General features: G+C 60.8%; 24 protein-coding genes and 1 CRISPR repeat array. Of the genes, 17 read left to right on the forward strand and 7 right to left on the reverse strand.

Going from position 1 to position 20,013, the window contains the following annotated elements; all coding sequences use genetic code 11:
* Positions 1–4 precede the first annotated feature (4 nt).
* Together IT775_RS12470 and IT775_RS12475 are read left to right on the forward strand one after the other, a co-directional pair.
* On the forward strand, positions 5–427 hold the full coding sequence (locus IT775_RS12470; RefSeq protein WP_212701443.1) for a phage tail protein: 423 nt from the start codon (positions 5–7) through the stop codon (positions 425–427).
* On the forward strand, positions 427–639 hold the full coding sequence (locus IT775_RS12475; protein ID WP_212701444.1) for a tail protein X: 213 nt from the start codon (positions 427–429) through the stop codon (positions 637–639). Before IT775_RS12470 ends, IT775_RS12475 begins: the two co-directional genes overlap by 1 nt.
* Here the strand turns inward: IT775_RS12475 and IT775_RS12480 are convergent, their stop codons facing one another.
* On the reverse strand, positions 640–810 hold the full coding sequence (locus tag IT775_RS12480; protein WP_212701445.1) for a hypothetical protein: 171 nt from the start codon (positions 808–810) through the stop codon (positions 640–642).
* A 36-nt stretch (positions 811–846) separates the two neighbouring features.
* Here IT775_RS12480 and IT775_RS12485 point away from each other — a divergent pair, with 36 nt between their 5' ends.
* From IT775_RS12485 to IT775_RS12500, 5 genes are read left to right on the forward strand one after another with little or no spacing between them, the layout of a single operon-like run.
* Positions 847–1,827, forward strand: a complete 981-nt coding sequence (locus tag IT775_RS12485) for a phage late control D family protein (protein WP_212701446.1) — start codon at positions 847–849, stop codon at positions 1,825–1,827.
* Positions 1,828–1,840: 13 nt separating this feature from the next.
* A complete protein-coding gene (locus IT775_RS12490; protein WP_212701447.1) occupies positions 1,841–2,209 on the forward strand; it encodes a hypothetical protein in 369 nt (122 codons plus the stop codon).
* Positions 2,206–2,328 (forward strand): hypothetical protein, encoded by a 123-nt coding sequence (locus IT775_RS21460; RefSeq protein ID WP_281414360.1) that lies wholly within the window; start codon positions 2,206–2,208, stop codon positions 2,326–2,328. The genes IT775_RS12490 and IT775_RS21460 overlap by 4 nt, the downstream gene beginning before the upstream one ends.
* Before the next feature lie 58 nt (positions 2,329–2,386).
* The gene (locus tag IT775_RS12495) at positions 2,387–2,941 is read left to right on the forward strand and encodes an N-acetylmuramoyl-L-alanine amidase (RefSeq protein ID WP_212701448.1); all 555 of its coding nucleotides are present in this window, start codon (positions 2,387–2,389) and stop codon (positions 2,939–2,941) included.
* Positions 2,938–3,309, forward strand: a complete 372-nt coding sequence (locus tag IT775_RS12500; protein ID WP_212701449.1) for a bacteriophage spanin2 family protein — start codon at positions 2,938–2,940, stop codon at positions 3,307–3,309. The genes IT775_RS12495 and IT775_RS12500 overlap by 4 nt, the downstream gene beginning before the upstream one ends.
* 12 nt (positions 3,310–3,321) lie before the next feature.
* A CRISPR array of direct repeats spans positions 3,322–4,347; the repeat unit is 36 nt; unit sequence GTCCGGGTTTGGCTGCGTCGCTTCTTCTGCTAGAAC.
* Positions 4,348–4,419: 72 nt separating this feature from the next.
* Here the strand turns inward: IT775_RS12500 and cas2 are convergent.
* The 3 genes from cas2 to cas9 are packed head-to-tail and all read right to left on the reverse strand — an operon-like array spanning position 4,420 to position 8,990.
* The gene (cas2, locus tag IT775_RS12505; protein WP_212701450.1) at positions 4,420–4,770 is read right to left on the reverse strand and encodes a CRISPR-associated endonuclease Cas2; all 351 of its coding nucleotides are present in this window, start codon (positions 4,768–4,770) and stop codon (positions 4,420–4,422) included.
* Positions 4,757–5,671: a type II CRISPR-associated endonuclease Cas1 gene (cas1, locus tag IT775_RS12510; protein WP_212701451.1), complete on the reverse strand. Its 915-nt coding sequence runs from the start codon at positions 5,669–5,671 to the stop codon at positions 4,757–4,759. The genes cas2 and cas1 overlap by 14 nt, the downstream gene beginning before the upstream one ends.
* 43 nt (positions 5,672–5,714) lie before the next feature.
* The gene (gene cas9, locus IT775_RS12515; protein ID WP_212701452.1) at positions 5,715–8,990 is read right to left on the reverse strand and encodes a type II CRISPR RNA-guided endonuclease Cas9; all 3,276 of its coding nucleotides are present in this window, start codon (positions 8,988–8,990) and stop codon (positions 5,715–5,717) included.
* 493 nt (positions 8,991–9,483) lie between these two features.
* Between cas9 and IT775_RS12520 the strand changes: the two genes are divergently transcribed.
* The 8 genes from IT775_RS12520 (at position 9,484) to IT775_RS12555 (ending at position 12,272) form a co-directional block, all read left to right on the forward strand.
* On the forward strand, positions 9,484–9,747 hold the full coding sequence (locus IT775_RS12520; RefSeq protein ID WP_212701453.1) for a hypothetical protein: 264 nt from the start codon (positions 9,484–9,486) through the stop codon (positions 9,745–9,747).
* 27 nt (positions 9,748–9,774) lie between these two features.
* Complete coding sequence (locus IT775_RS12525) at positions 9,775–10,167, forward strand: hypothetical protein (RefSeq protein ID WP_212701454.1); 393 nt, start codon at positions 9,775–9,777, stop codon at positions 10,165–10,167.
* Between the two features lie 49 nt (positions 10,168–10,216).
* Positions 10,217–10,447 (forward strand): hypothetical protein, encoded by a 231-nt coding sequence (locus tag IT775_RS12530; protein ID WP_212701455.1) that lies wholly within the window; start codon positions 10,217–10,219, stop codon positions 10,445–10,447.
* Positions 10,448–10,734: 287 nt separating this feature from the next.
* A complete protein-coding gene (locus IT775_RS12535; protein ID WP_218958606.1) occupies positions 10,735–10,932 on the forward strand; it encodes a hypothetical protein in 198 nt (65 codons plus the stop codon).
* A complete protein-coding gene (locus IT775_RS12540; protein WP_212701457.1) occupies positions 10,922–11,404 on the forward strand; it encodes a thermonuclease family protein in 483 nt (160 codons plus the stop codon). The genes IT775_RS12535 and IT775_RS12540 overlap by 11 nt, the downstream gene beginning before the upstream one ends.
* Positions 11,405–11,484: 80 nt before the next feature.
* Positions 11,485–11,748, forward strand: a complete 264-nt coding sequence (locus IT775_RS12545) for a hypothetical protein (RefSeq protein WP_212701458.1) — start codon at positions 11,485–11,487, stop codon at positions 11,746–11,748.
* Positions 11,749–11,798: 50 nt separating this feature from the next.
* On the forward strand, positions 11,799–12,020 hold the full coding sequence (locus IT775_RS12550; protein WP_212701459.1) for a hypothetical protein: 222 nt from the start codon (positions 11,799–11,801) through the stop codon (positions 12,018–12,020).
* A gap of 30 nt (positions 12,021–12,050) precedes the next feature.
* The gene (locus tag IT775_RS12555; protein ID WP_212701460.1) at positions 12,051–12,272 is read left to right on the forward strand and encodes a hypothetical protein; all 222 of its coding nucleotides are present in this window, start codon (positions 12,051–12,053) and stop codon (positions 12,270–12,272) included.
* 391 nt (positions 12,273–12,663) lie between these two features.
* Here IT775_RS12555 and IT775_RS12560 read toward each other — a convergent pair whose 3' ends face one another.
* The 3 genes from IT775_RS12560 to IT775_RS12570 form a co-directional block, all read right to left on the reverse strand.
* Complete coding sequence (locus IT775_RS12560) at positions 12,664–14,280, reverse strand: methyl-accepting chemotaxis protein (protein ID WP_212701461.1); 1,617 nt, start codon at positions 14,278–14,280, stop codon at positions 12,664–12,666.
* Positions 14,281–14,721: 441 nt separating this feature from the next.
* On the reverse strand, positions 14,722–15,579 hold the full coding sequence (locus IT775_RS12565) for a beta-keto acid cleavage family enzyme (RefSeq protein WP_212701462.1): 858 nt from the start codon (positions 15,577–15,579) through the stop codon (positions 14,722–14,724).
* A 10-nt stretch (positions 15,580–15,589) separates the two neighbouring features.
* On the reverse strand, positions 15,590–16,246 hold the full coding sequence (locus tag IT775_RS12570) for a glutathione S-transferase family protein (protein WP_212701463.1): 657 nt from the start codon (positions 16,244–16,246) through the stop codon (positions 15,590–15,592).
* A 147-nt stretch (positions 16,247–16,393) separates the two neighbouring features.
* Here IT775_RS12570 and IT775_RS12575 point away from each other — a divergent pair, with 147 nt between their 5' ends.
* Positions 16,394–18,007 carry an acyl-CoA carboxylase subunit beta gene (locus tag IT775_RS12575; protein ID WP_212701464.1) on the forward strand — a complete coding sequence of 538 codons (1,614 nt, stop codon included), beginning with the start codon at positions 16,394–16,396 and terminating at the stop codon, positions 18,005–18,007.
* A gap of 8 nt (positions 18,008–18,015) precedes the next feature.
* The gene (locus IT775_RS12580) at positions 18,016–19,992 is read left to right on the forward strand and encodes an acetyl/propionyl/methylcrotonyl-CoA carboxylase subunit alpha (protein ID WP_281414361.1); all 1,977 of its coding nucleotides are present in this window, start codon (positions 18,016–18,018) and stop codon (positions 19,990–19,992) included.
* The last annotated feature ends 21 nt before the right edge of the window (positions 19,993–20,013 follow it).

A 20,013-nucleotide genomic window follows, 5' to 3' on the forward strand; every position in this document is an offset into this window, starting at 1 on the left:
TGACATGGCTGGACCTGTTACGATGGCCCTGGGGCCTTTCATGTTCCGGGCGCATGGCTTCGGTTATACCGGGGTTGGGCGCAAGCTGGACACCTCGTGGGCGGAAATCGAAACCGCCGGACGGCTGAACGCGTTGCAGTGGACCGGCCCGCGCAGCGAGGTGGTGACGATCAACGGGGTTCTGTTCCCGAAGGAATTCGGCGGAGCCGGCACGCTGGAAGGCGTGCGGCTGGCGGCGAAGTCCGGCATCCCGCTGATGCTGGTGTCGCTGGGCGGCAAGGTGTTCGGAAGCCATGCCATCCAGAAGGTCGAGGAAGACCGGGCCTATCATGACCGCCACGGCGCGCCCGGGCGCAATGCCTACACGATCGAGGTGAAGCGCATGGGTGCCGGGTTCTCGCTCTTGTCGTTGTTGGGGGGTATCTGATGGCCCGTCTCTACGTTACCGGTGCCGGCGATGCGCTGGACCTGATCTGCATGCGGGAATACGGGGCGCAGGCGGGCGCCGTCGAGGCCGTTCTGGAAGCGAATCCGCATGTCAGGGAGATTGCCCATGCCCTGCCGATGGGCACCGAAATCACCCTGCCCGACATGGTGGTGCAGGACAGGGCGGGCCAGTCGCTGAAACTCTGGGACTGATCAGTAGAACGCGGTTCCGGTGATGAAGCAGATCAGCGCCAGCAGCAAGGAACCCGTGGTTGTCCAGAGGGCTTTCCAGGACGGGCCCTTGGTCAGCACTGAAAGCACCTCAAGACCCGCCGATATCAGGAAAAGAACGGCAAGTCCCATTGCCGCGTAGTAAATCACCATCTCGAAATGCTCCGCTTTGCTACTTTTGGGCGAAACATGACACATCCCAGAATTCTTGTCACGGTCGATGGCGCCCCTGTGTCCGGGGCGTTCTTCGACCGGCTTGTCAGTCTCACCATCACCGATCGCGAAGGCATCCGCTCGGATATGCTGGACCTGGTGTTCGATGACGCTGCGCCACATTTCCAATCGCCCCGGCGCGGCGCGCGGGTCGAGGTGACCATGAACGGGACATTCGTCGGGGCCTATGTCATCGATCGGGTGGAATTTTCCTGTCTGCCATACGCCATCGCGGTCAAGGGGCATTCGGCGGATCTGCGATCGGACATGAAGGCCAGCAAGACCCGCCATTGGGACGCCGCGTCGGTGAAGGACATCGTCGTGGAAAAGGCCGGCGATCACGGGTTGCTGTCGAAGATTTCGGACGCGGTGTCGGGTCATGTCTATGACTGGATCGGGCAGCAGGACGAAACCGATCTGCATTTCCTTCATCGCCTCGCGCAGCGGCATGGGGCGCTGTTCACCATCAAGAACGGGGCGCTGCTGTGGCTGGAGCGCGGCGCAGGAAAGAAGGCGGACGGCACGGCGATCGCACCCGCGCAGGTGTTCGCGCCCTCCATCATCCAGGGCAGTTGCCGGGTGTCCGAAACGGACGCGGACCGGTTCGCAACGGTCAAAGCCTACTGGCAGGACCGCAAGGGCGCGAAGCGGCACGAAGTCGTCGTGGATGCCGACCCGCAAGCCATCGGCGAACGCGTGCTGCGCGATCCGTACAGTTCGAAGGAAGAGGCCGAGGCCGCGGCCCGGGCCGCGGCGCGCGAAATCACGCGCGGCCTGATCGAAACCGCGTGTTCGATCGTCGGCCGGCCGGGGCTGATGGCTGGCCAGCCGGTGGTCTACTCCGGTGTGCGGCCGCTGGTCGACGGGCGCGAATTCATTCTTGAAACGGTGAAGCACAGCTTCACCAAGTCTGGCGGTCTGCGCACCGCCTTCACGGGCAAGCTGAAAGCTGAATGACAGGGGGCAGCGAATGAAAATGGATATCATCGGATCGGCGTCGGCGGGATTCTTCGCCGTGGCCGGATCGTGGCTGGCGGCGCATGGGTCATCGGTCACGATGCTGATCATGGCAGTTCTGGGGGCGTTCCTGTCCGTGATGGACCTGGATGAATGGGGTTGGCGCAAGGCGGTCACGCTGGCGTTGTTCAATACGCTGGTCGGCACCTTCGGCGGGCCGATCCTTCTGTTCTTCGTCGGCATGTCGCTGAGCCAGATGCCACCCGGTGCGCTGGTGCTGATCCCGTTCCTGATGGGGTGGACCTCGCACAGCTTCTTTGCCGAGCTGCGCGATCCGATCGCTAAGATGCTGGCGCGAACGGTCGGGGGGCGGGGGCAATGAGAAACGCGGCTGCATCCTACAAGCGGGTCACGAAATCGCGTCCCGTTCGCCTTGTCCGTCTGCTGATTTCCGCGGCGATCTGGATCGGGATCATCGCCGCCGCCCTGTCGGGCATGTGAGCAATTCTGCCGGGCGCTGACCCGGTTGTGTCACCAATCCTGAAATCGGAGATCCACTATGAAACTTGCAATTGTGGTCGGGCATAACGCCCGGGCGCAGGGCGCCGTGCGTCCTGATACCGGCGAAACCGAATTCGTCTGGAACACCGATCTGGCGCGGATCATCGAAGATGAGGCTGCGCATTTCGATGAAATCACCGTCAAGACCTTCTTCCGCGAGGCGGGACTTGGTTACAGCCGGGAAATCCGGGATGTCTATGCGCGCACCGACCGCTGGGGCGCGGACGCGACCTGCGAACTGCACTTCAACAGTCATCACACTGCGAATGCGACCGGAACCGAAACGCTGTCCAGCGGTTCGGCGCTGTCCCTGGCCTTCGCCATGGCGCTGCAGGAACGCATGCTTGACGCTCTGGGGCTGAAGGATCGCGGTGAAAAGATCGTTCGCAAGGGGCGCGGGGCGGCCAGCCTGATTTCCGGCCGTGCGCCCGCCGCGTTGATCGAACCGTTCTTCGGATCCTCTCCGGAGGGGCAGGCCGCGACCGACGAAGCGCATGAAAAGCGCGTCCTGGCCCGCGCGATCCTGCTGGCCGCGCAGGATGCCTTCCTGTGATCCGCCGTGCCGCCACGATGGTCTTGTGCGCCTTGTTGCTGGCGTCCTGCAGCCCGTCCGGCGCGGTCAAGCTGCTGACCGGCGGCGGCCCTAACGTGGCGGCGAACGGGCAGGCGGGTAAGACCAACGTACAGGCGATCGGGGAAACGGTGGTCACGGATCAGAAGATCATCCGCCCGCAGGCCCGTTCGATCGAGCAGTCGAGCGGAGACACCCGGGTCAAGGCGGATCGCGTCGAAACGGTCGTGGTCAACGAAACGCCGGTCTGGTTGGTCATCGCGCTTGTTGTGGCTGTGTTTCTCGACAGCCCGCTGCGATGGCCGGGGCAGTTCGTCGCTGGATTCAGACGGTGGCACCAGAGCGCATGACCGTTATTGTCTGGGCACCTTTGGCTGCGTCGCTTCTTCTGCTAGAACCACTTCGGAACCGCCTATCTGGATTGGCTGGTCCGGGTTTGGCCGCGTCGCTTCTTCTGCTAGAACAGGGGGCGGGTCCAGAAGCCTTGCCGGAATGTCCGGGTTTGGCTGCGTCGCTTCTTCTGCTAGAACTTTCGGTTCCGGCCTGAAACATATCGAGCTGTCCGGGTTTGGCTGCGTCGCTTCTTCTGCTAGAACTTCATTGTGGCACGCGAGAGTAAGCTCACAGTCCGGGTTTGGCTGCGTCGCTTCTTCTGCTAGAACCAAAACCGGACCCACCCCCAAGCTCATCCCGTCCGGGTTTGGCTGCGTCGCTTCTTCTGCTAGAACGTTCCGCCGGGGTAGAACCACCAGATTTCAGTCCGGGTTTGGCTGCGTCGCTTCTTCTGCTAGAACACGCTGTGGACGTGCAAGCACATGGCCAGCGTCCGGGTTTGGCTGCGTCGCTTCTTCTGCTAGAACAGCGTCATTTGCAACTTGCTGCGGCCTTCCGTCCGGGTTTGGCTGCGTCGCTTCTTCTGCTAGAACTTGCCAAATCGGCGGTGAGCAACAAGGCATGTCCGGGTTTGGCTGCGTCGCTTCTTCTGCTAGAACAGATGATCCCGGTGACATCATCCCCGATATGTCCGGGTTTGGCTGCGTCGCTTCTTCTGCTAGAACTTCGCCGAAGGCTTCAACAACCGCCGCGACGTCCGGGTTTGGCTGCGTCGCTTCTTCTGCTAGAACATTCGAGATTGCAAGGTTCGGGTAGTAGCTGTCCGGGTTTGGCTGCGTCGCTTCTTCTGCTAGAACCGCTTCGATAGCTCATGCTCCGGTTCGGTTGTCCGGGTTTGGCTGCGTCGCTTCTTCTGCTAGAACCGCAATCAAGAGCAGCCGCAAGAACAACAGGTCCGGGTTTGGCTGCGTCGCTTCTTCTGCTAGAACGCTCGTAGTAGAACATCAGCCATCCTCCCTGTCCGGGTTTGGCTGCGTCGCTTCTTCTGCTAGAACCAACCTTCTGCAACTCTCTGTTGCAGAAGGTTTTTTCTCTTAGATGATTTAAAGAAAACTCCCATCGGACCGCTAAAAAAGTGTGAGCTGATCCGGTTTTTTCTGGACTGGTCGACTTGCCTGTTTCCCATGAAAACTCTGGCTAAGCTGATACTGTCGGTCGGTAAAGAAAAGGATTTGAACATGGCCCGTCTCGGGGACGCAATCACCAACCTTGGCCGCAATCGTATCGGCTTTTTCCTTTGAATAAGCATGACGCAAATATACTGAATACTGCACCATCTGGAAACCCAGGTCGAGAAGGTCATTGCGAAACCGGGTGGCGTTTTTGCGTTCAGTCCGGGTCAGCACCGGGAGGTCGAAAAGGGCCCATATCCACATGATGCGATACCTCGACAGCTGGGAAAATTCAGGAGTTGTCATCAATGACCTCATCCACGGGGAGCAATGAGCGGGGAAACATGAGGTCAGCCTTGCCAGTCACGAAACTACGGGTAACGCTTTGGGCCAGGCGCACAAGAATTTGACTGAGAGGGGAGGTGCCTTGTTCGGTTTCGAAACATGCGGACAAAATACCCACTAGGTTGTGGCGGGAGTCGGACACGGTCGTAATCCCCTCCTCCAAAAGGGAGTAGACAGTCATGTCTACGGTCGGACGAAACGGCTCCATCAGATCATCAGCCAGCGCAAGCGGATCTCCTCCGCTTTTATGATGTACAGACAGGGATGGGTGCAGGCCCGATGATACGACCGCCCTGGCCGTAGCGGCGCGCAACACCGCATAGCCGTAATTCAGCATCGCGTTGGCACCTTTCATGTTGCGATCGCGACGGAAGGCTTTACCGAATAAAAGCGGCCAATAGGCTTGTGCCGCCTGCCCCTCACGGTTGTCAGGATCGCCGGAGCGAACGGCATAGCTTAATCGCTTGACCCGTTCTGATGCACATCCGATCTCGTCGAGAAGCGTTGCTTGCGCCGCTATCTTTTGGCGGACTAGTCGCGCCCAGATCTGTTTGCGCAACGGCTGTGAGGCAGCGGCTTGGCATGTCATTCGGTAGCCCTGTTCGCCATGCCCTGCGAGTGGTAGGACGACGGCCGCTGGAGCAAAGTTCGGACCTAGGACCATCACCGGCACGTTTTGCGCTGCCAGTTGGGCAAGCGCGGTGTTCGACCACATCAGTCCCTGCGCCGACACTAACACCGCGTCGATATCGTCCAGCTCAGCCTTGCCAATCTCACTTCCATCTTCGCGCACAGACAGAAAGCCGCGCGATTTATGCACCGCGAGGCCATCGCGGCTTAGTTCCAAAATACGTCCAACCATGTGGTCCTCCTGTGATGAGGCCCGTCAGGTCAGCTTGCCGGTATCATGCCTTCCCGTGTGGAATGGTATGAACCCGCCCCAATTCATCAATCCTCACCCGTCGCGCGCGGCGGAGTCTGAGTTTTTCAAATCCTGCCAGGTCCCAGCGGAAGTCGTCGTCACTATCGTCGTGTCTTTTTTGAAGTGTTCCGGCATCGTTCAAACCACAAAGGTATATGCGATTATTGCCAGGAGCCAATCGCACAACCCGTTTGATCGTGTTGCTGCCTGCGATGATCGAGCCTTCCTCATCGTCCCAATCAAACAGCTGGACCGTATCGCCCTTGTGCAGCCGCATGATGAAGCGGCCATCCGGCCAGATGTCCTGCCATGCCTGCGACTGCCCAGAATTTGCATCCCACACGCTTTGAGCGTGGCAATACCATTTGTCCTCGAACTCGATGAGGTCGATGCATGACACTTCGCCCGGTGCAAAGAACTTGTATGCACGCCCTGTCGAATCAAGGACCGGACGGACAGAGTTCTCGCGTTTGATGATCCGCAATCGTCTGTGTCCCGTCTTCTCGACCCACTCCGAAAGTAGCCTGGTGCGCAACTTGTCGGCTTCGCTCTTGCTCAATCCGGCAGCGCGAGAAGGCTCCGTTGCGGCCATGGCGGAATGACGAAGTTTCACATCCCGTATCTGTCTGATTTCCTTGTCTGTCAGAGACGTCGTCGGTTTGCGAACCACGACATTCCCAATTGTCAGCTCAGCTTGATTTTCCGGGGCTTCGCGGATGAGGCCAAAAGCCGTATCCTCATGCAGCCGCCCGCTAGTACGAGATGGGTCGGTCGGGTTCGCCTGCCCATGTTTGGCCCGGTGGCTGACATTTATCCGCGCGACCGCAGCCATAACTTGGTTGCGATAGCCTGGAAAGGGCTCCGGCGGTGCGGGCAGGACACGCGACAAAGTGTGGGCGCCGACGGTTTTGGCGGCGTCTTGCAGGCGTTTGATCATCGCCCGGTCGATCACACCGATTACCGCGGCGTCGATGGCATGATGGCGATGGTCATCACGGTTCTTGCGGTTATGGTCGCCGAGGTTCAATCCCCAGCGGTGGCGTAGCATCGACGTCATTCGCCCGGGCAGCATCCAGACATGGTTGCGGACGTTACCATCCGCATCGGTCTTGTCGAACAGAGCTTCCGCATAGGCGCGAACAACACGGGCCAGATAGCCAGTGGCGTGAAGCTGCCTGTCATCGAAACTTTTTTGCTGTTCGAATACCTCCATCGCGTCGGGCAAAAACCGCCAGGCCTTGTTGCGAGGCAGATGTTTCGTTCGGGCGATCATCGCGTCCTGATCGAAAATTCCCTGCGCTGCAGCATCGCCCGGTGACAGGTCGCCCTTGCGGCGGTTTTCATCCCGAAAGGCGAGCGTCTTGTTCGCCGGGCTGTCATCAAAGGTTTCGGAAAAGGGTAAAATATGCTCGATTTCGACCGCGTCTGAATGAAGCTCTGCAAGGCTGATCTGTCGGCCCGAAAACGGGCTGCAACGCTCAGCAGGCGTGCGGCCAAGTTCCTCCCACAGGCGCATTTTGAGGAACCGATCGCCGACTCTCTGACCTGGCTGCAACAGCCCCTCTGCTTCCAACTCTTCGCGATACCGATCGTTACGCTTCGTATTGGCCTTGATGAGCTTGTCGATATTTTCCTTTTCCTTTGGCGATTTGCTCAGATCGCGAGCTGCTTCCAACACCACTTCCGCGGGCTTGCCGAATTCGTGGATCAGCATGTTCATTACCCGCCGGAACTGTCCCAAGGCGATATGTACTGTCGGGTTAGTGATTTTGCCGAATTGTTTGTCCGGAGGGTCGCCCGGGTTGCCAGTGCCATTGCCCAACATACGGCGCAGATGTTCCATTTCGTTATATCGCGGCAGTGCATCGACGCCTTTATCAGGCCGAAAATCGCTGTGCGAGATATCTGCGTCTGACAGGAGCGGCGCGCGTTGAACGGCCTCGGCATAATCGATGGCATCACTGCGCATTTCGGAAACAAGCGCTTCAGTGACCTCTTTGCAGAACCGCAAATGCTTGTCCGGCAAACGTATCTTCTCGACCGCTTCGGCGGTGGCCTGATCCAGCCCGAGTGATTGCTTCAGCCATTCGGTCAGGTCTTCAGGGCTTTCGCTTGCGGCAAGACGATGCAGAATTTCCTCACGTCGCGCACTTTCATACCCCGGCCAATGTTGCGCCAAGGGGCCAGGTTTTTTCTTGGTGCCCAGCAGGCTGGCGGCGACCTGATTGAAATGCAGGTGCTTCAGCCCACCTTCCTGCAGGTTCAATGTATCCTGAGACGCGAGGCCAAGCAGTTTGCGCACACGCGTCCACGTCAGTTTCTCACCGCCGTAAAGCGTATCGAACAGCACCGTCCGCCTGTCCATGTCTAGGGGGCGTTCCACTGAGTCGCGGACTATCCGAAGGTTCGACAGATCCTGCAGGATCAGAAACGCCTGCGCTTCGGGGTGCCAGCGTGGCAGGCGGTCCTTGTCGGGAAAGAAGGTGCAGCGCCCAGGCGGGACCGGTTTTAATGGCCGCTGATAAAAAATGGTGTAGTCCCGAAGGCGGTCCCTCAGGTCGATGCTCAAATCGTGATGCTTGGCCTGTTCCGCCCAGATCGTATCGAACTCATTTTCCAGAAGGTCGCGCGTCGGGTAGAACTCGAAGTGTTTTTCCGAATTCTCACCCTTGGCGCGGACACGTACGCCCTCGCCGGCCCGTAGCCTCTCCCAAAGGTACGCGCCGTATGTCGGATGGCCTTCATGCAATAATTTCTTGTGAAGTACGGCGCTTGCATTTTTGATTAGACCGGTATCGTCGTCCGGCTGGTCTGCCTTGCGGTTGCTCTTGAACCCGCGATGTTTGGAGATGTGCCACAAGGCGCGTCCCAATTCATGCAATGTGACCTTTTCCCGCGCCGCACGGGCGCGCAATTCGTAAGGGTTGCATGCAAAAAGCTTATCACGTTCCGCGCCTGCAGGTGGGAGCAACGCCGCGCTTTCTAGGTCCGCCAATAGTTGCCATCGCCGGGCGAGTCGCCGGTCTTGTCCTCTGCGGGCAGAACGGGGGGCTTGTCGTCCGGCAGCGTTCGACTCTTTGGTTTGGGGATCGCGCCCATCGTCAAAAATGTGCGCCCCAATTGGGGTAATAGTCAGCGCCTCACCCCGCTGGCTGGTATGTGCTAACCCGATGGGCTTGCCAGTTCTCTTGTCTAATTCAAAAACTGCCCAGCCGACCGAAGTCGTGCCCAGGTCAAACGCAAATCGATATCTATTCAAACTGCTGCTCCCCTTGACTTCCTCTGACTGTATAGGCACAAACGACTACATCTTCTAGCAGAAGAAGCGGCGTGGTCTTTCCCGCGATAAGGTGAATACCACTCCATTGAGGCAGGCTGCGGCCTGCCTCATTCTTTTTAGGCGCAGCGGTTCTTGCTTCTGGTGTGAAACAATTTGCGCGAAATGTCGGGCGCCCAAAGTCAGGCTATAGCAAACCGATGCTAAAATCATTCACCAGGAGTGAATGGCCTGTGGGCTTTCATTGCGGGATGCATGGTCGCGGCATTTGTCGAGCCCATCGCGTTCGTCGCTTGGCTGTTCGACAGGCCAGAGAAGAAGCCAGAATAGGAGCGAGGCAATGGTCAATGCAGTGAAACCGTCGCGCGATGAGGCGCTGGCAGCTTGGAAGGCTGCAGTAGCAGCTGGCAAAACAGAGCTGGGATTTTCTTTGTGGGCAAGTAGCCTCACGCAGTCCAGCTAAGGAGCGCGGGCCATGGCTGACATGAGAGAGCTACAGAAGATGCGCCGCGAGGCTTTTCTAAGAGACGTCAGGCAGGCTCAGGAATTTGACTTCATCGAGCAAATGGAGATCGTCTCGGTGGAGGATGCCAACACATGTGCCTTCTGTGCGGCCCAAAATGGAAAGCGTTACCCCAAAGCAAGTGTTCCAGAACTCCCGCATTCTGAAGCTGATGGATGCAACTGCGTGATTGGCTGCAGATGCATTGTGATTGCAGTCGTGCCAGATGACTTCTGAGAATCTGAAAAAGGAGGAGGTGCCGGAATGGATGGGGATCTTTTCCCTGAGCAGGCACGAATGATCAGTCTGATACTGTTATCCGTTGCTGATACAGGCGTTCGTCGCCGAAAGCTGTATTTCGAGGACTTTGAAGAACCGGAGGAGAATAGAGGGCTCTTCGTGGATTGCGTCTACTGGCTGGCCGCAGAAGAAATTATTGGTGTCGAGAATATGGGGACGCAAGGGCGGTTCTCTGGATGCTCCCTACGCTCAAAGGGATTTGCTCTCATGCAGAGACAGATACAGTTCGGTGGCGATCGGTTGATGATCAGGGACATTTCGCACCAAGTGAAATCTGGGCGGATCGATCGGGCTGCGGCTGGTGAGTTCATAGGCGGTTTATTCGCTGGGGCAATTAAAGGCTTTGGCAGCGGCTAGGGAGGAGTCGAGGTATATGGGGAACTTGAGAGACCACCGGATCACCTCCATGGAAGAAACAAAAGAGTCTTTCGCATCGAAAGGTCTTGTTGATCCTGGTGCTGAGAATGCCGTTTGGGAAGCTCGGGCAAATGGCAGAATGCTTGAAGAAATGGAGGACAGGTTGGAGCTCTTGGAACAGAAGCTTGACGCTGCAATAAGGCAAACACGTAATGTCTATTGGCTGGTTTTTGGCATCGGCCTTCTCGCGGTTTTGTCAGGCTGGTTCTGGTCCAAATAGGAGCACAGTTGTGAAGTTTTCTAAAAGGATAGGCGGTATTGCCTCTAAAGCCGTCAAGGAGCGGTCCAGTGAAGTTAAGTGGATTGCGCTAGGGGGTACAGTGGGACTCGGGGTTGGGTCCATGATTGGTGGTCTCGGCGTTGTTGCAATGGGGGGCGGCTTTGGCATCCCTGCGGCAGTAGTTCTCGCTGGCGTCGGCGCGTTGGGTGGTAGCAGGATTGGTGTCGAGCGGGACCGTAGCAAACAGCTGCGCAATAAAGGCGATAAGTCCGAGTAAGGAGCGGGTGATGACCAACAAGCTGACCGTCGAGCGCCTGCCGGATGGGCAGGTTCATGTCGCGCGCGAATCATGGCATGACACGTTTCCGGAAGAACGCCGCATTCCGTGGGCAGACTGGTACGAACGCATGCACAAGGACACCGGCTATCCCGGCTATCTGGAGACGGCAAAGGCCCTGCGCGAACTGGTGCCGGTTGATCGCTGATCTGAGAGGCATCGCAATGCGTCCGTCCAATTTAGCTCTGATCGTTGTTGCGCTGATTCTCGGCGCTGTGCTGTTCCGGGAAGGGCTGATTCCGGGTTCGTCTGGTGCTGATGTCACCGGCCCGGTCACCCATGTCCGCGACGGCGACACGATCGAGTTGCGCGGCGTTGCGATCCGGCTGAACGGGTTGAACTGCGACGAGCGCGGCACGCGCCTGGGAGAAGCGGCCACGGTCGCCCTGCGTGACCTGGTGCAGGGGCAGGAGCTCACCTGCCGCCTGAACGGGGACAAGACCTATGACAGGGAGGTCGGGCGCTGTGCCCTGCCGGACGGGCGCGACATCGGCGCGGAGCTGATCCGTGCGGGGCTGTGCGGGCGCTGCGATCGGTATGATCCGCAGGGCACCTATGTGAACGTCCAGCGCGAAGCCGGGCCGTTCGCGGGCAGCTTTCCAGATTACTGCCGGCGATGACGCCGCCGGCCGAAGCCAGCGGCGGCCCTGCTTACATCCAGCCGAAGCTGTAGTAGGCCAAGATCAGGATGACGATTGTCATGACGATCGAGGCGATGGTGAGTGCCTTACTCATTCTCGTTTCCTTTCCAGGGTTCCAATCCCGCAGCGACGGCGCTCATGGCCAGGGCGACGGTTTGCTTGATCTCAACGTCTTTCCCGGCCTTGGCGTCGGCCAGCATTTTCTGCGCAGTGACGCGATTGATGCCGGTGGTTCTGACGATGTCGGCCGCAAATCGCAGGTCGGCCGCGTCCATCCATTCGAGAAAAACTTGAGCTTTCATATCCGACGCCTTAGATTGTGAAGGGAAGCCAGCCCCGGCTGTACCCGGGGCTGACCCTCCGATCACCAGTGGTGGATGATATTCGCTATCAGCGCCACCGCTACGATGATCTGGAGGATGAGAGCGATGATTTGCAACTTCATCTCTTTTCCTCCTGTGCGGGGCGGGACTATCCCGCCCCCTCTGCACACATAAATAATGCAAAAAAATTATCATTATTCCAAGCGAAAAGTGCAAATATATTTGCATTTATTTGCGGTTGGCAGTTCACCGAAGTGGGTGATAGTTCTTGATATGTTCTGTAGCTTCAGTTCGGAGCAGAAATGACCTGCCAGTTTCGCATTCCTGGCCTCTTCCTCGATATCGAATGCCGTTGCGGGCACCACCAGACGGTCTATGAGCGCGCCGACGGCCCGTCTTGGATCGGCGGCGTGACGGTCGGTGATGTCCCGCGCATGCGCTGTTCGTCCTGTGGGCGGATCGGTCAGGTCGTAGATATTCGCAAGGGCTGGCAAACGACGGCCGACTGGTCGTCGTCAAACTGATCCGCCAGGATGTGCCGCAGGTCGCTTACCTGCATTCCAACAAACAGCAAAGGAGGTCCGTTTTCGGCATTCCCAATGCGGGGTGCTCGTTTATGAAGCTGTTCCCCAACAATAAGCTCCGCTCGGTTCTCCGTGGCGGGGCCTTTTGGTATCTGGATTGCGCCGATTTCGTGGGACACATGGGTTCCTAACCCATTGATTTAATTAGGGCCCTATTTTCATGTTTGTGGGACACAGTATGATTGAAAACATTGTGGAAATTGGTGCTAGGGCGATGCCTGCCGGGCCTACCAGTTTCCCTCAACACCGCGAAATCCACCTGGCTTGCGCTTCCTGGCGGCGAACGTGGCGGCACCGGCCACCACGTTGCGGTCTCATCCGGGGCGCCGGTTCAGGCGGCTTTTTCCCGTTGGTCCTTTGCCGTGGTGAAATCGACCTCGTCCGTGTCCGGACCGTCGCCGGTCAGAATCAGGTCGGGCACCTCTTCCTCTATCGTTACGGCCGGTTCCGTGCCATCGCGTTCGAGCGTGAAGTTCCCGATCGTGTCTTTCAGGGCGCCGGCCTGTGCCGACAGTTCCTCGGCGGTGGCCGACAATTCCTCGGACGAGGCGTTGCTTTCCTGGGTGACGGCGTCGAGCGCGTGGATCGACTGGCTGATCTGCCCCATGCCGATGGAAATCTCGGCGTTGGCGCTGTTGATGCCGGTGACCAACTCGGCGGTGCATTCGATGTTGGGCACTAGCGCGTCGAGCATCTGCATCGCCGTGTCGGTCGCCTTGACCGTGCCGCCCGACAGCTGGCTGATCTCGCTTGCGGCTTCCTGGCTGCGTTCTGCCAGTTTGCGCACCTCCGAGGCCACAACGGCGAAGCCGCGGCCATGATCGCCGGCGCGGGCCGCCTCGACCGCGGCGTTGAGCGCCAGAAGATCGGTCTGGCGGGCAATTTCCTGCACCACCTGGATACGGTCGATGATGGTGGCCATGCTGTCCATCGCCGTTTTCACCGCTGCCCCGCTGTCGCGCGCGCCGGTGGCGGATTTCAGCGCCATGTCCTTTGTCTCCTGCGCGTTCTGGGCGGTCTGCTCGATATTCGCGGTCATCTGCTCGATCGCGCTCGAGGCTTCCTCGGTGGCGCCGGCCTGTTTCATCGCGGCGTCGCTCAGCGCGACCGAGGTATCGGCCATCTGCACGGCCCCCGTCGTCACGTTGTCGGCGCTCATGCTCACGTCGGACACGATGCCGCGCAGGTTGACCACCATCGCGTTGAGATTGTCCAGCAGATCGCCCAATTCGTTTTTCTCGCGATGTTCGGCAGTTTGGGTCAGATCGCCTTCGGCCACGTCCTTGCTGAGCGAAATCGCCTTGTTAAGGCTGCGGTTCAGCCGGCGCATGATCTGCGTCGCCGAAATCAGAGCGAGGAGCACCGCTGCACCGATGATGGCGGCCAGCAGGAGCCAGGCATCTTGGTATTCTTCATCCGCTTCGGCGACGGCCGCGTTCATCTGCTGGGTCGCATGTTGCTGCACTGCCGCGATAAAGGATTCGATCTTTGCTTCGAACTGCGCCCCTTCTTTGTTCAGAAGGGCGGCCGCTTTGGCGGTATTGCCGGCCCGCCGTTCGCGCATGACCTCCGCATCCAGACGTTCCATTCCCTCCTTCAGATCGATGTATACGGCCAGCGTCTCTTTCAGTTGCGGCGTGGCGACTTCAAGGTCCTTGGCGATTATGGCATCCCGTTCAGCCTGCAGTTCCTTCATTGCGGCCTCGATGATCTTGCGCTGAGTCTCGTCGTCGATCAGCAGGAAATTGCGGACGTGCCTCTGGATGCCTGTTTGCAGTTCGCCATGATGAGCAACGCCGCGCACCAGTGCGAAATGCTCGTTTACGATCACTTCGCTTCTTTGTTTCATGTTGCGCAGCTCGAAAAGTGCCAGCCCCCCGGTGCCGACCAGGAAAGCGGCCATCAGCAGGAAGGTCAGGAAAAGTCGTGATTTTATTGTGAAACGCATTGTGTCACTCGTCCATTGTTCTGTGGGGTAGGGGCGGGCAACAAGCCCTTTGGCTCGAACGTCGCGGTTTCCAAAACACCGAAACCGGGGTGCGAAAGCAGGCCGGGTCGCAGCCTGTTGGTGTCATCAGATTTTTTTGCTCCAAGGGTTGTGCCGCACTGGTTAAAACGTCCCGGAGGCGAGCGGTTGTAGCGGAAATACGAATAATGAGTCACTATTCATTATCGTCTGGAGGGTTTCGGAAATTCCGAAAGATATCTGATTTGGAGGAGTGCCATCCAAGGTCGCTGCAGCGCTGCGCATGGATATCTGAAATGCGGACTTTATCCGGTTGCCCCGCGGGTTGCCGGTCCCCGAACCGTGGCAGGTTCAGGCGTCAGGTCTTGCGCTGGCCCGTCAAATCCCGCCTGAAAACTTCGGGATAACGGGACGATCCGGCGGTCAGATCCCGAGGATCGCGCGCGCCTCGGCGGGGCTGGCGACGTCGCGGCCCGCGTCGCGGGCGGTCCTCGCCAGCGCCTCGACCAGCGCCCCGTTCGACGTCACTTTTGCCCCGTCGGGCAGGTAAAAGGTGTCTTCCAGCCCGGTCCGCAAATGGCCGCCCAACTCGGCTGTCCTGCGGTGCAGCGGCCAGATTTCCGCGCGCCCGATGGCGGTGACCTGCCAGCGACTGTCTTCGGGGGCAAGATCGGCAAGGATCGGCAACAGGTCGGCCCGCGCCGGTTGGCCCGAGGCCACGCCCATCACGAAATTCATCTGCGCGGTGCCGGAAAACATCCCAGCGGCGCGGTACATGCCGACGCTGCGCACGATGCCGGTGTCGAAACATTCGAATTCGGGGATCGCGCCCGCGCCGGTGATGGCGTCGATGAAATCCTGCACCTTTTCCACCGGGTTGTCGAACAGCATCGGCGGCCAGGCCCAGTCGCCATTGGCCTTGATCTTCAGGTAGTTCAGCGATCCGGCATTGCAGGCGGCCATTTCCGGTCGTGTCGCGGTGACGACATCGAGCGCGGGCTGGTAATTGGGGCCGACCACGCCGGTGGTGTGATTGATGATCACGCCGGGGCAGGCGTCGCGGATCGCCTGCTGCACCTGCCGCGACAGGCCGATATCCCAGCTGGGCAGGTGACCCTTGCCCGCACCCTGCTGGCGCAGGTGGATATGCATGACGCTGGCGCCCGCGTCATAGGCGCGCTTGGCCTCGGCCGCCATTTCCTCGGGCGTGACCGGAATGTGATGCTGTGCGGGGTTGGTCAGGACGCCGTTAAGGGCGCAGGTCAAGATCGCCTTGGTCATGTCGGGCCTTTCAGAATGGCATCGGGGGCAGGTTTTCGGCCTTGGCCCCGGCGCTTTGCCGGGCCTTGGCGCGCTGGTAGGCGGGGCGCGCGGTCAGCCCGTCGAACCAGCGCAGGGTTTCGGGCGGCAGGTCATCGCGCAATCCCAGATGCAGCGCCAGTTCGATCGCGTAGTGCACCGCGATATCGGCCATGGTGAAGCCGGTACGCAGCAAGGTTTCGCGCCCGTCCGACAGGGTGGGTTCCAACAGCTTCAGCCGTGCCAGGAACCACAGCCTGTAATCTTCGGCGGCCTGCGGCAGGCGACGCTCTTCGGGTTCCAGCCGGGAATAGCGCAGGTAGATCGTTTGCGGGAAGGTCAGCGTCGCCTCGCCGTGATGCAGCCAGTTCAGGTAGGCTCCGAATTCCGCGTGCTCGGGGGCGACCGCGAAACGGCCCTGCCCATGGCGCAGCGACAGGTATTGCAGCATGGCGCAGCTTTCGGTCATCCGCGTGTCGCCATCGACCAGAAGCGGGATCGTGCCCAGCGGGTTTTCGGCGAAATAGTCCTTGCGGGAAAAGCGCGGCGGGAAGGGCAGCATTTTCAGCTCGTACTCCAGTCCCAGCTCCTCCAGCGCCCAAAGCGGGCGGAAACTGCGTGCGTCTTCGCAATGCCAAAGTGTCAGCATTTCGGGTCCTCCTTGCGCCCAATATGGGCCGATCCGCCCGGCGGACTTGTGCCGATCGGCTGAAATCGCAGCCAACCGGCGCAAGTTGGCCCGGTTTTCGCTAGGGTAGTCTGTGAATGGCATAGTCCCAAGCAAGAGGTTGCGCCGATGGCAAAACTCAACAGCACGGTTTCCACCGTTTCCGAGGCGTTCCAGAATAACCGGGCGCATATGATCGGCCTGCTCGACGAGATGCGGGCGATCGAGGCGCGCACCGTGGCGGCGTCGGAACGGGCGCGCGACAGGTTCGAACAGCGCCGACAATTGCTGCCGCGCGACCGGGTGGCGCTGCTGCTGGACCCGGGGCGGCCCTTTATTGAGCTGTCGAAGCTGGCCGGGTATGGGCTGGATACAAGGGATACGGACAAGTCGGTGGCGGGCGGCGGGGTGATCGCCGGGATCGGCTACGTTTCCGGCATCCGCTGCATGGTGGCGGCATCGGATGCGGGGATCGCCGCCGGGGCGCTGCAGCCGATGGGGCTGGAAAAGCAGATGCGGGCGCAGGAAATTGCCTTGGAAAACAAGCTGCCCTTCGTGCAGTTGGTGGAAAGCGCGGGCGCCAACCTGATGGCCTACAAGGTCGAGGATTTCGTTCGGGGCGGCGGGTTTTTCCGCAATTTCGCCCGGCTGTCGGCGGCGGGATTGCCGGTGGTGACGGTGACCCATGGTTCCTCCACCGCAGGCGGCGCCTATCAGACCGGGTTGTCGGATTACATCATCATGGTGCGCGGGCGCACCCGGGCGTTCCTTGCCGGGCCGCCGCTTCTGAAAGCCGCGACCGGCGAGATCGCCAGCGAGGAGGAACTGGGCGGGGCCGAGATGCACACCACCGTGTCGGGATTGGGCGATTACCTGGCCGAGGATGATCGTCACGCCATCGGGCTGGCGCGCGAGGTGATGGCGGGGATCGACTGGCCCTGTGACGACGGCGCGCGGGATTTCGAAGCCCCGGCCTACGAGGCGGAGGACCTGCTGGGCATCATGCCGCAGGACTACCGACAGCCGGTCGACATGCGCGAGGTGATCGCGCGGATCGTCGACGGGTCGGATTTCACCGAATTCGGCGGCCGTTACGGCCCCGGCACGCTTTGCGGTACCGCCCGGATCGCCGGCTGGCCGATCGGCATCATCACCAACAACGCGCCGCTGGACCCGGCGGGGGCCAACAAGGCCACCCATTTCATCCAGACCTGTTGCCAGGCCGGAACGCCGATCCTCTACCTCAACAACACCACCGGCTTCATGGTCGGGCGCGAGTTCGAGGAGGCGGGGATGATCAAGCACGGTTCAAAAATGATCCAGGCGGTGACCAACGCCACCGTGCCGCAATTCACGCTTCTTTGCGGGGCGTCCTTCGGGGCGGGCAATTACGGCATGTGCGGGCGCGGCTTCGCGCCCCGGTTCTGCCTGTCATGGCCCAATGCGAAAACCGCCGTCATGGGCGGCGAACAGGCCGCCGGCACGATGGAGGAAGTGCAGCGGGCCCGCGCCGAACGGTCGGGCAAGCCGGTGGACGAGGCCCAGTTGCAGGCGATGAAGGACAAGATCGTGGAAACCTTTGATGGCCAGATGAGCGCCTTTCACACTTCCGCGCGGCTGCTTGATGACGGAGTGATCGACCCGCGCGACACGCGGCCGGTGATGATCGAACTGATGCGCATCGCGCGCGAGGGCGACGCGCGCCAGCCCAACACCATGCAATTCGCCGTGGCGCGGCCGTGAGCGGGGGAATGACGATGACGGAAACGGCGTTTGAAAAACTGTTGATTGCCAATCGCGGCGAAATCGCGCTGCGGATCATGCGCACGGCGCGGCGGATGGGGCTGGCGACGGTGGCGGTTTATTCCGATGCCGACGCCGATGCGTGCCATGTGCGGGCCGCCGATCAGGCGGTGCATATCGGCGGCGCGGCACCCGGCGACAGTTACCTGAACATCAATGCGATCCTGCGCGCGGCCAAGGAAACCGGCGCCGATGCGGTGCATCCCGGTTACGGCTTCCTTGCCGAAAACGCCGATTTCGCCGCAGCCTGCGCTGCGGCGGGATTGGTCTTCGTCGGGCCCGCGCCCGACACGATCCGCCGGATGGGCGACAAATCGGCGGCCAAGGCGGCGATGATCGAAGCGGGCGTGCCCTGCATCCCCGGTTATCTAGGCGACGAAAACTCCACCATCGCGCTGCGGCGCGAGGCGGAAAAGATGGGGTTCCCGGTGATGATCAAGGCGACCGCCGGCGGTGGCGGGCGTGGCATGCGGCGGGTCACCCGGTACGAGGATTTCGACGACGCGATGCGCAGCGCCAAGTCCGAGGCGATGACCGCCTTTGGCGATGACACCATGATGCTGGAAAAGGCGATCGACGATCCGCGCCATGTCGAAGTCCAGGTGCTGGCGGATCGCCACGGCACCGTCATCCATCTGGGCGAGCGCGATTGTTCGGTACAGCGGCGGCATCAGAAGCTGATCGAAGAAAGCCCGTCGCCCGCGGTCGATGAGGACCTGCGCGACCGGATGGGGCGCGCCTCGGTCAAGGCGGCGCAGGCGATCGGGTACGAGGGTGCGGGGACGTTCGAATATCTGCTCGACGGGCAGGGACGGTTCTATTTCATGGAAATGAACACGCGGCTGCAGGTGGAACACCCGGTGACCGAGGCCCTGACCGGTCTGGACCTCGTCGAATGGCAGATCAGGATCGCGATGGGGCAGGCCCTGCCGATGACGCAGAAGGATGTCCGGCTCGACGGTCATGCCATCGAGGTGCGGCTTTGCGCCGAGGACCCGGAAAACGATTTCCTGCCGCAAAGCGGGCGGATTCTGGACTGGCGCCCCGATCCCGGGCTGCGGGTCGATCACGCGCTGGAGACCGGGGCGGAGGTGCCGCCCTATTACGATTCGATGATCGCCAAGCTGATCGCCCACGGCCCCACCCGCGACGATGCGCGCAGGCAGTTGATCCGGGGGCTGCGGGGCAGCGCCGCGCTCGGGCTCAGGACCAATCAGGGGTTCCTGACCGATTGCCTGTCGCACCCGGATTTCGCCGAGGGCGCGACCGACACCGGGTTCATCGACCGGCACCGGGGCGAACTGCTACCCGACACGCCGCGCGGCGAGGCGGATGCGGCGATGGTACTGGCCGCCGTGCTGGCGGTGGGGCCGGGCACGGCGCTGCCGCATAGTTACGCGGTGCCGGTGCGGCTGGGCCGGGGCGGTGCCGTTTACGATCTGCATGTGACGGTGGGAAAGGCCGGGCATTGCGTGGTGGAACGGGGGGACGCCCGCGCGACGCTGCACCTGTCACCCGGGACCGATGGCGGCCTGCGGATCGCGCGCGGCGGCGCGACGGAGGCGGCCCGGGCGGTGACGGGCGGCGGCATGACATGGCTGCATTATGGCGGTCGCGCTTGGGGCTTCACCGATCTGCGCTTTGCGCCTCAGATCACGGCAGAGGAAGCCGGCAGCGGCAGGATCATGGCGTCGATGGGCGCACGGGTGATGGCGATCGGCGTTTCGGTGGGTGACCGGGTGACCAAGGGCCAGGTGCTCGCCGTGCTGGAGGCGATGAAGATGGAACATGCCCATGTCGCCGATATCGACGGCACCGTCGGCGCGATCCATGCCGAACCCGGCGCGCAGGTCTCGGCGCAGGCTTTGCTGATCGAACTGGTGCCCGACGCGGGAGGCGCCGAAACCGCAAGCGAGACGGGCTGAACGGCGCGTTCGGGCGCGCGG

Origin of the sequence: Thalassovita aquimarina, assembly GCF_018219815.1 — a bacterium.
GTDB classification, from domain to species: Bacteria; Pseudomonadota; Alphaproteobacteria; order Rhodobacterales; family Rhodobacteraceae; genus Thalassobius; species Thalassobius aquimarinus.

Bases quoted from the DNA above. Each gene is read 5' to 3' on its own strand.
- IT775_RS12565 (WP_212701462.1), bottom strand. From the start codon at position 15,579: ATGACCAAGGCGATCTTGACCTGCGCCCTTAACGGCGTCCTGACCAAC.
- IT775_RS12485 (WP_212701446.1), top strand. From the start codon at position 847: ATGACACATCCCAGAATTCTTGTCACGGTCGATGGCGCCCCTGTGTCC.
- IT775_RS12575 (WP_212701464.1), top strand. From the start codon at position 16,394: ATGGCAAAACTCAACAGCACGGTTTCCACCGTTTCCGAGGCGTTCCAG.
- IT775_RS12545 (WP_212701458.1), top strand. From the start codon at position 11,485: ATGACGATCGAGGCGATGGTGAGTGCCTTACTCATTCTCGTTTCCTTT.
- IT775_RS12530 (WP_212701455.1), top strand. From the start codon at position 10,217: ATGGAAGAAACAAAAGAGTCTTTCGCATCGAAAGGTCTTGTTGATCCT.
- IT775_RS12490 (WP_212701447.1), top strand. From the start codon at position 1,841: ATGAAAATGGATATCATCGGATCGGCGTCGGCGGGATTCTTCGCCGTG.
- IT775_RS12475 (WP_212701444.1), top strand. From the start codon at position 427: ATGGCCCGTCTCTACGTTACCGGTGCCGGCGATGCGCTGGACCTGATC.
- IT775_RS12480 (WP_212701445.1), bottom strand. From the start codon at position 810: ATGGTGATTTACTACGCGGCAATGGGACTTGCCGTTCTTTTCCTGATA.
- IT775_RS12535 (WP_218958606.1), top strand. From the start codon at position 10,735: ATGACCAACAAGCTGACCGTCGAGCGCCTGCCGGATGGGCAGGTTCAT.
- cas1 (WP_212701451.1), bottom strand. From the start codon at position 5,671: ATGGTTGGACGTATTTTGGAACTAAGCCGCGATGGCCTCGCGGTGCAT.
- IT775_RS12580 (WP_281414361.1), top strand. From the start codon at position 18,016: ATGACGATGACGGAAACGGCGTTTGAAAAACTGTTGATTGCCAATCGC.
- IT775_RS12520 (WP_212701453.1), top strand. From the start codon at position 9,484: ATGGCTGACATGAGAGAGCTACAGAAGATGCGCCGCGAGGCTTTTCTA.
- IT775_RS12495 (WP_212701448.1), top strand. From the start codon at position 2,387: ATGAAACTTGCAATTGTGGTCGGGCATAACGCCCGGGCGCAGGGCGCC.
- IT775_RS12470 (WP_212701443.1), top strand. From the start codon at position 5: ATGGCTGGACCTGTTACGATGGCCCTGGGGCCTTTCATGTTCCGGGCG.
- IT775_RS21460 (WP_281414360.1), top strand. From the start codon at position 2,206: ATGAGAAACGCGGCTGCATCCTACAAGCGGGTCACGAAATCGCGTCCC.
- cas2 (WP_212701450.1), bottom strand. From the start codon at position 4,770: ATGACAACTCCTGAATTTTCCCAGCTGTCGAGGTATCGCATCATGTGG.
- IT775_RS12560 (WP_212701461.1), bottom strand. From the start codon at position 14,280: ATGCGTTTCACAATAAAATCACGACTTTTCCTGACCTTCCTGCTGATG.
- IT775_RS12555 (WP_212701460.1), top strand. From the start codon at position 12,051: ATGACCTGCCAGTTTCGCATTCCTGGCCTCTTCCTCGATATCGAATGC.
- IT775_RS12570 (WP_212701463.1), bottom strand. From the start codon at position 16,246: ATGCTGACACTTTGGCATTGCGAAGACGCACGCAGTTTCCGCCCGCTT.
- IT775_RS12525 (WP_212701454.1), top strand. From the start codon at position 9,775: ATGGATGGGGATCTTTTCCCTGAGCAGGCACGAATGATCAGTCTGATA.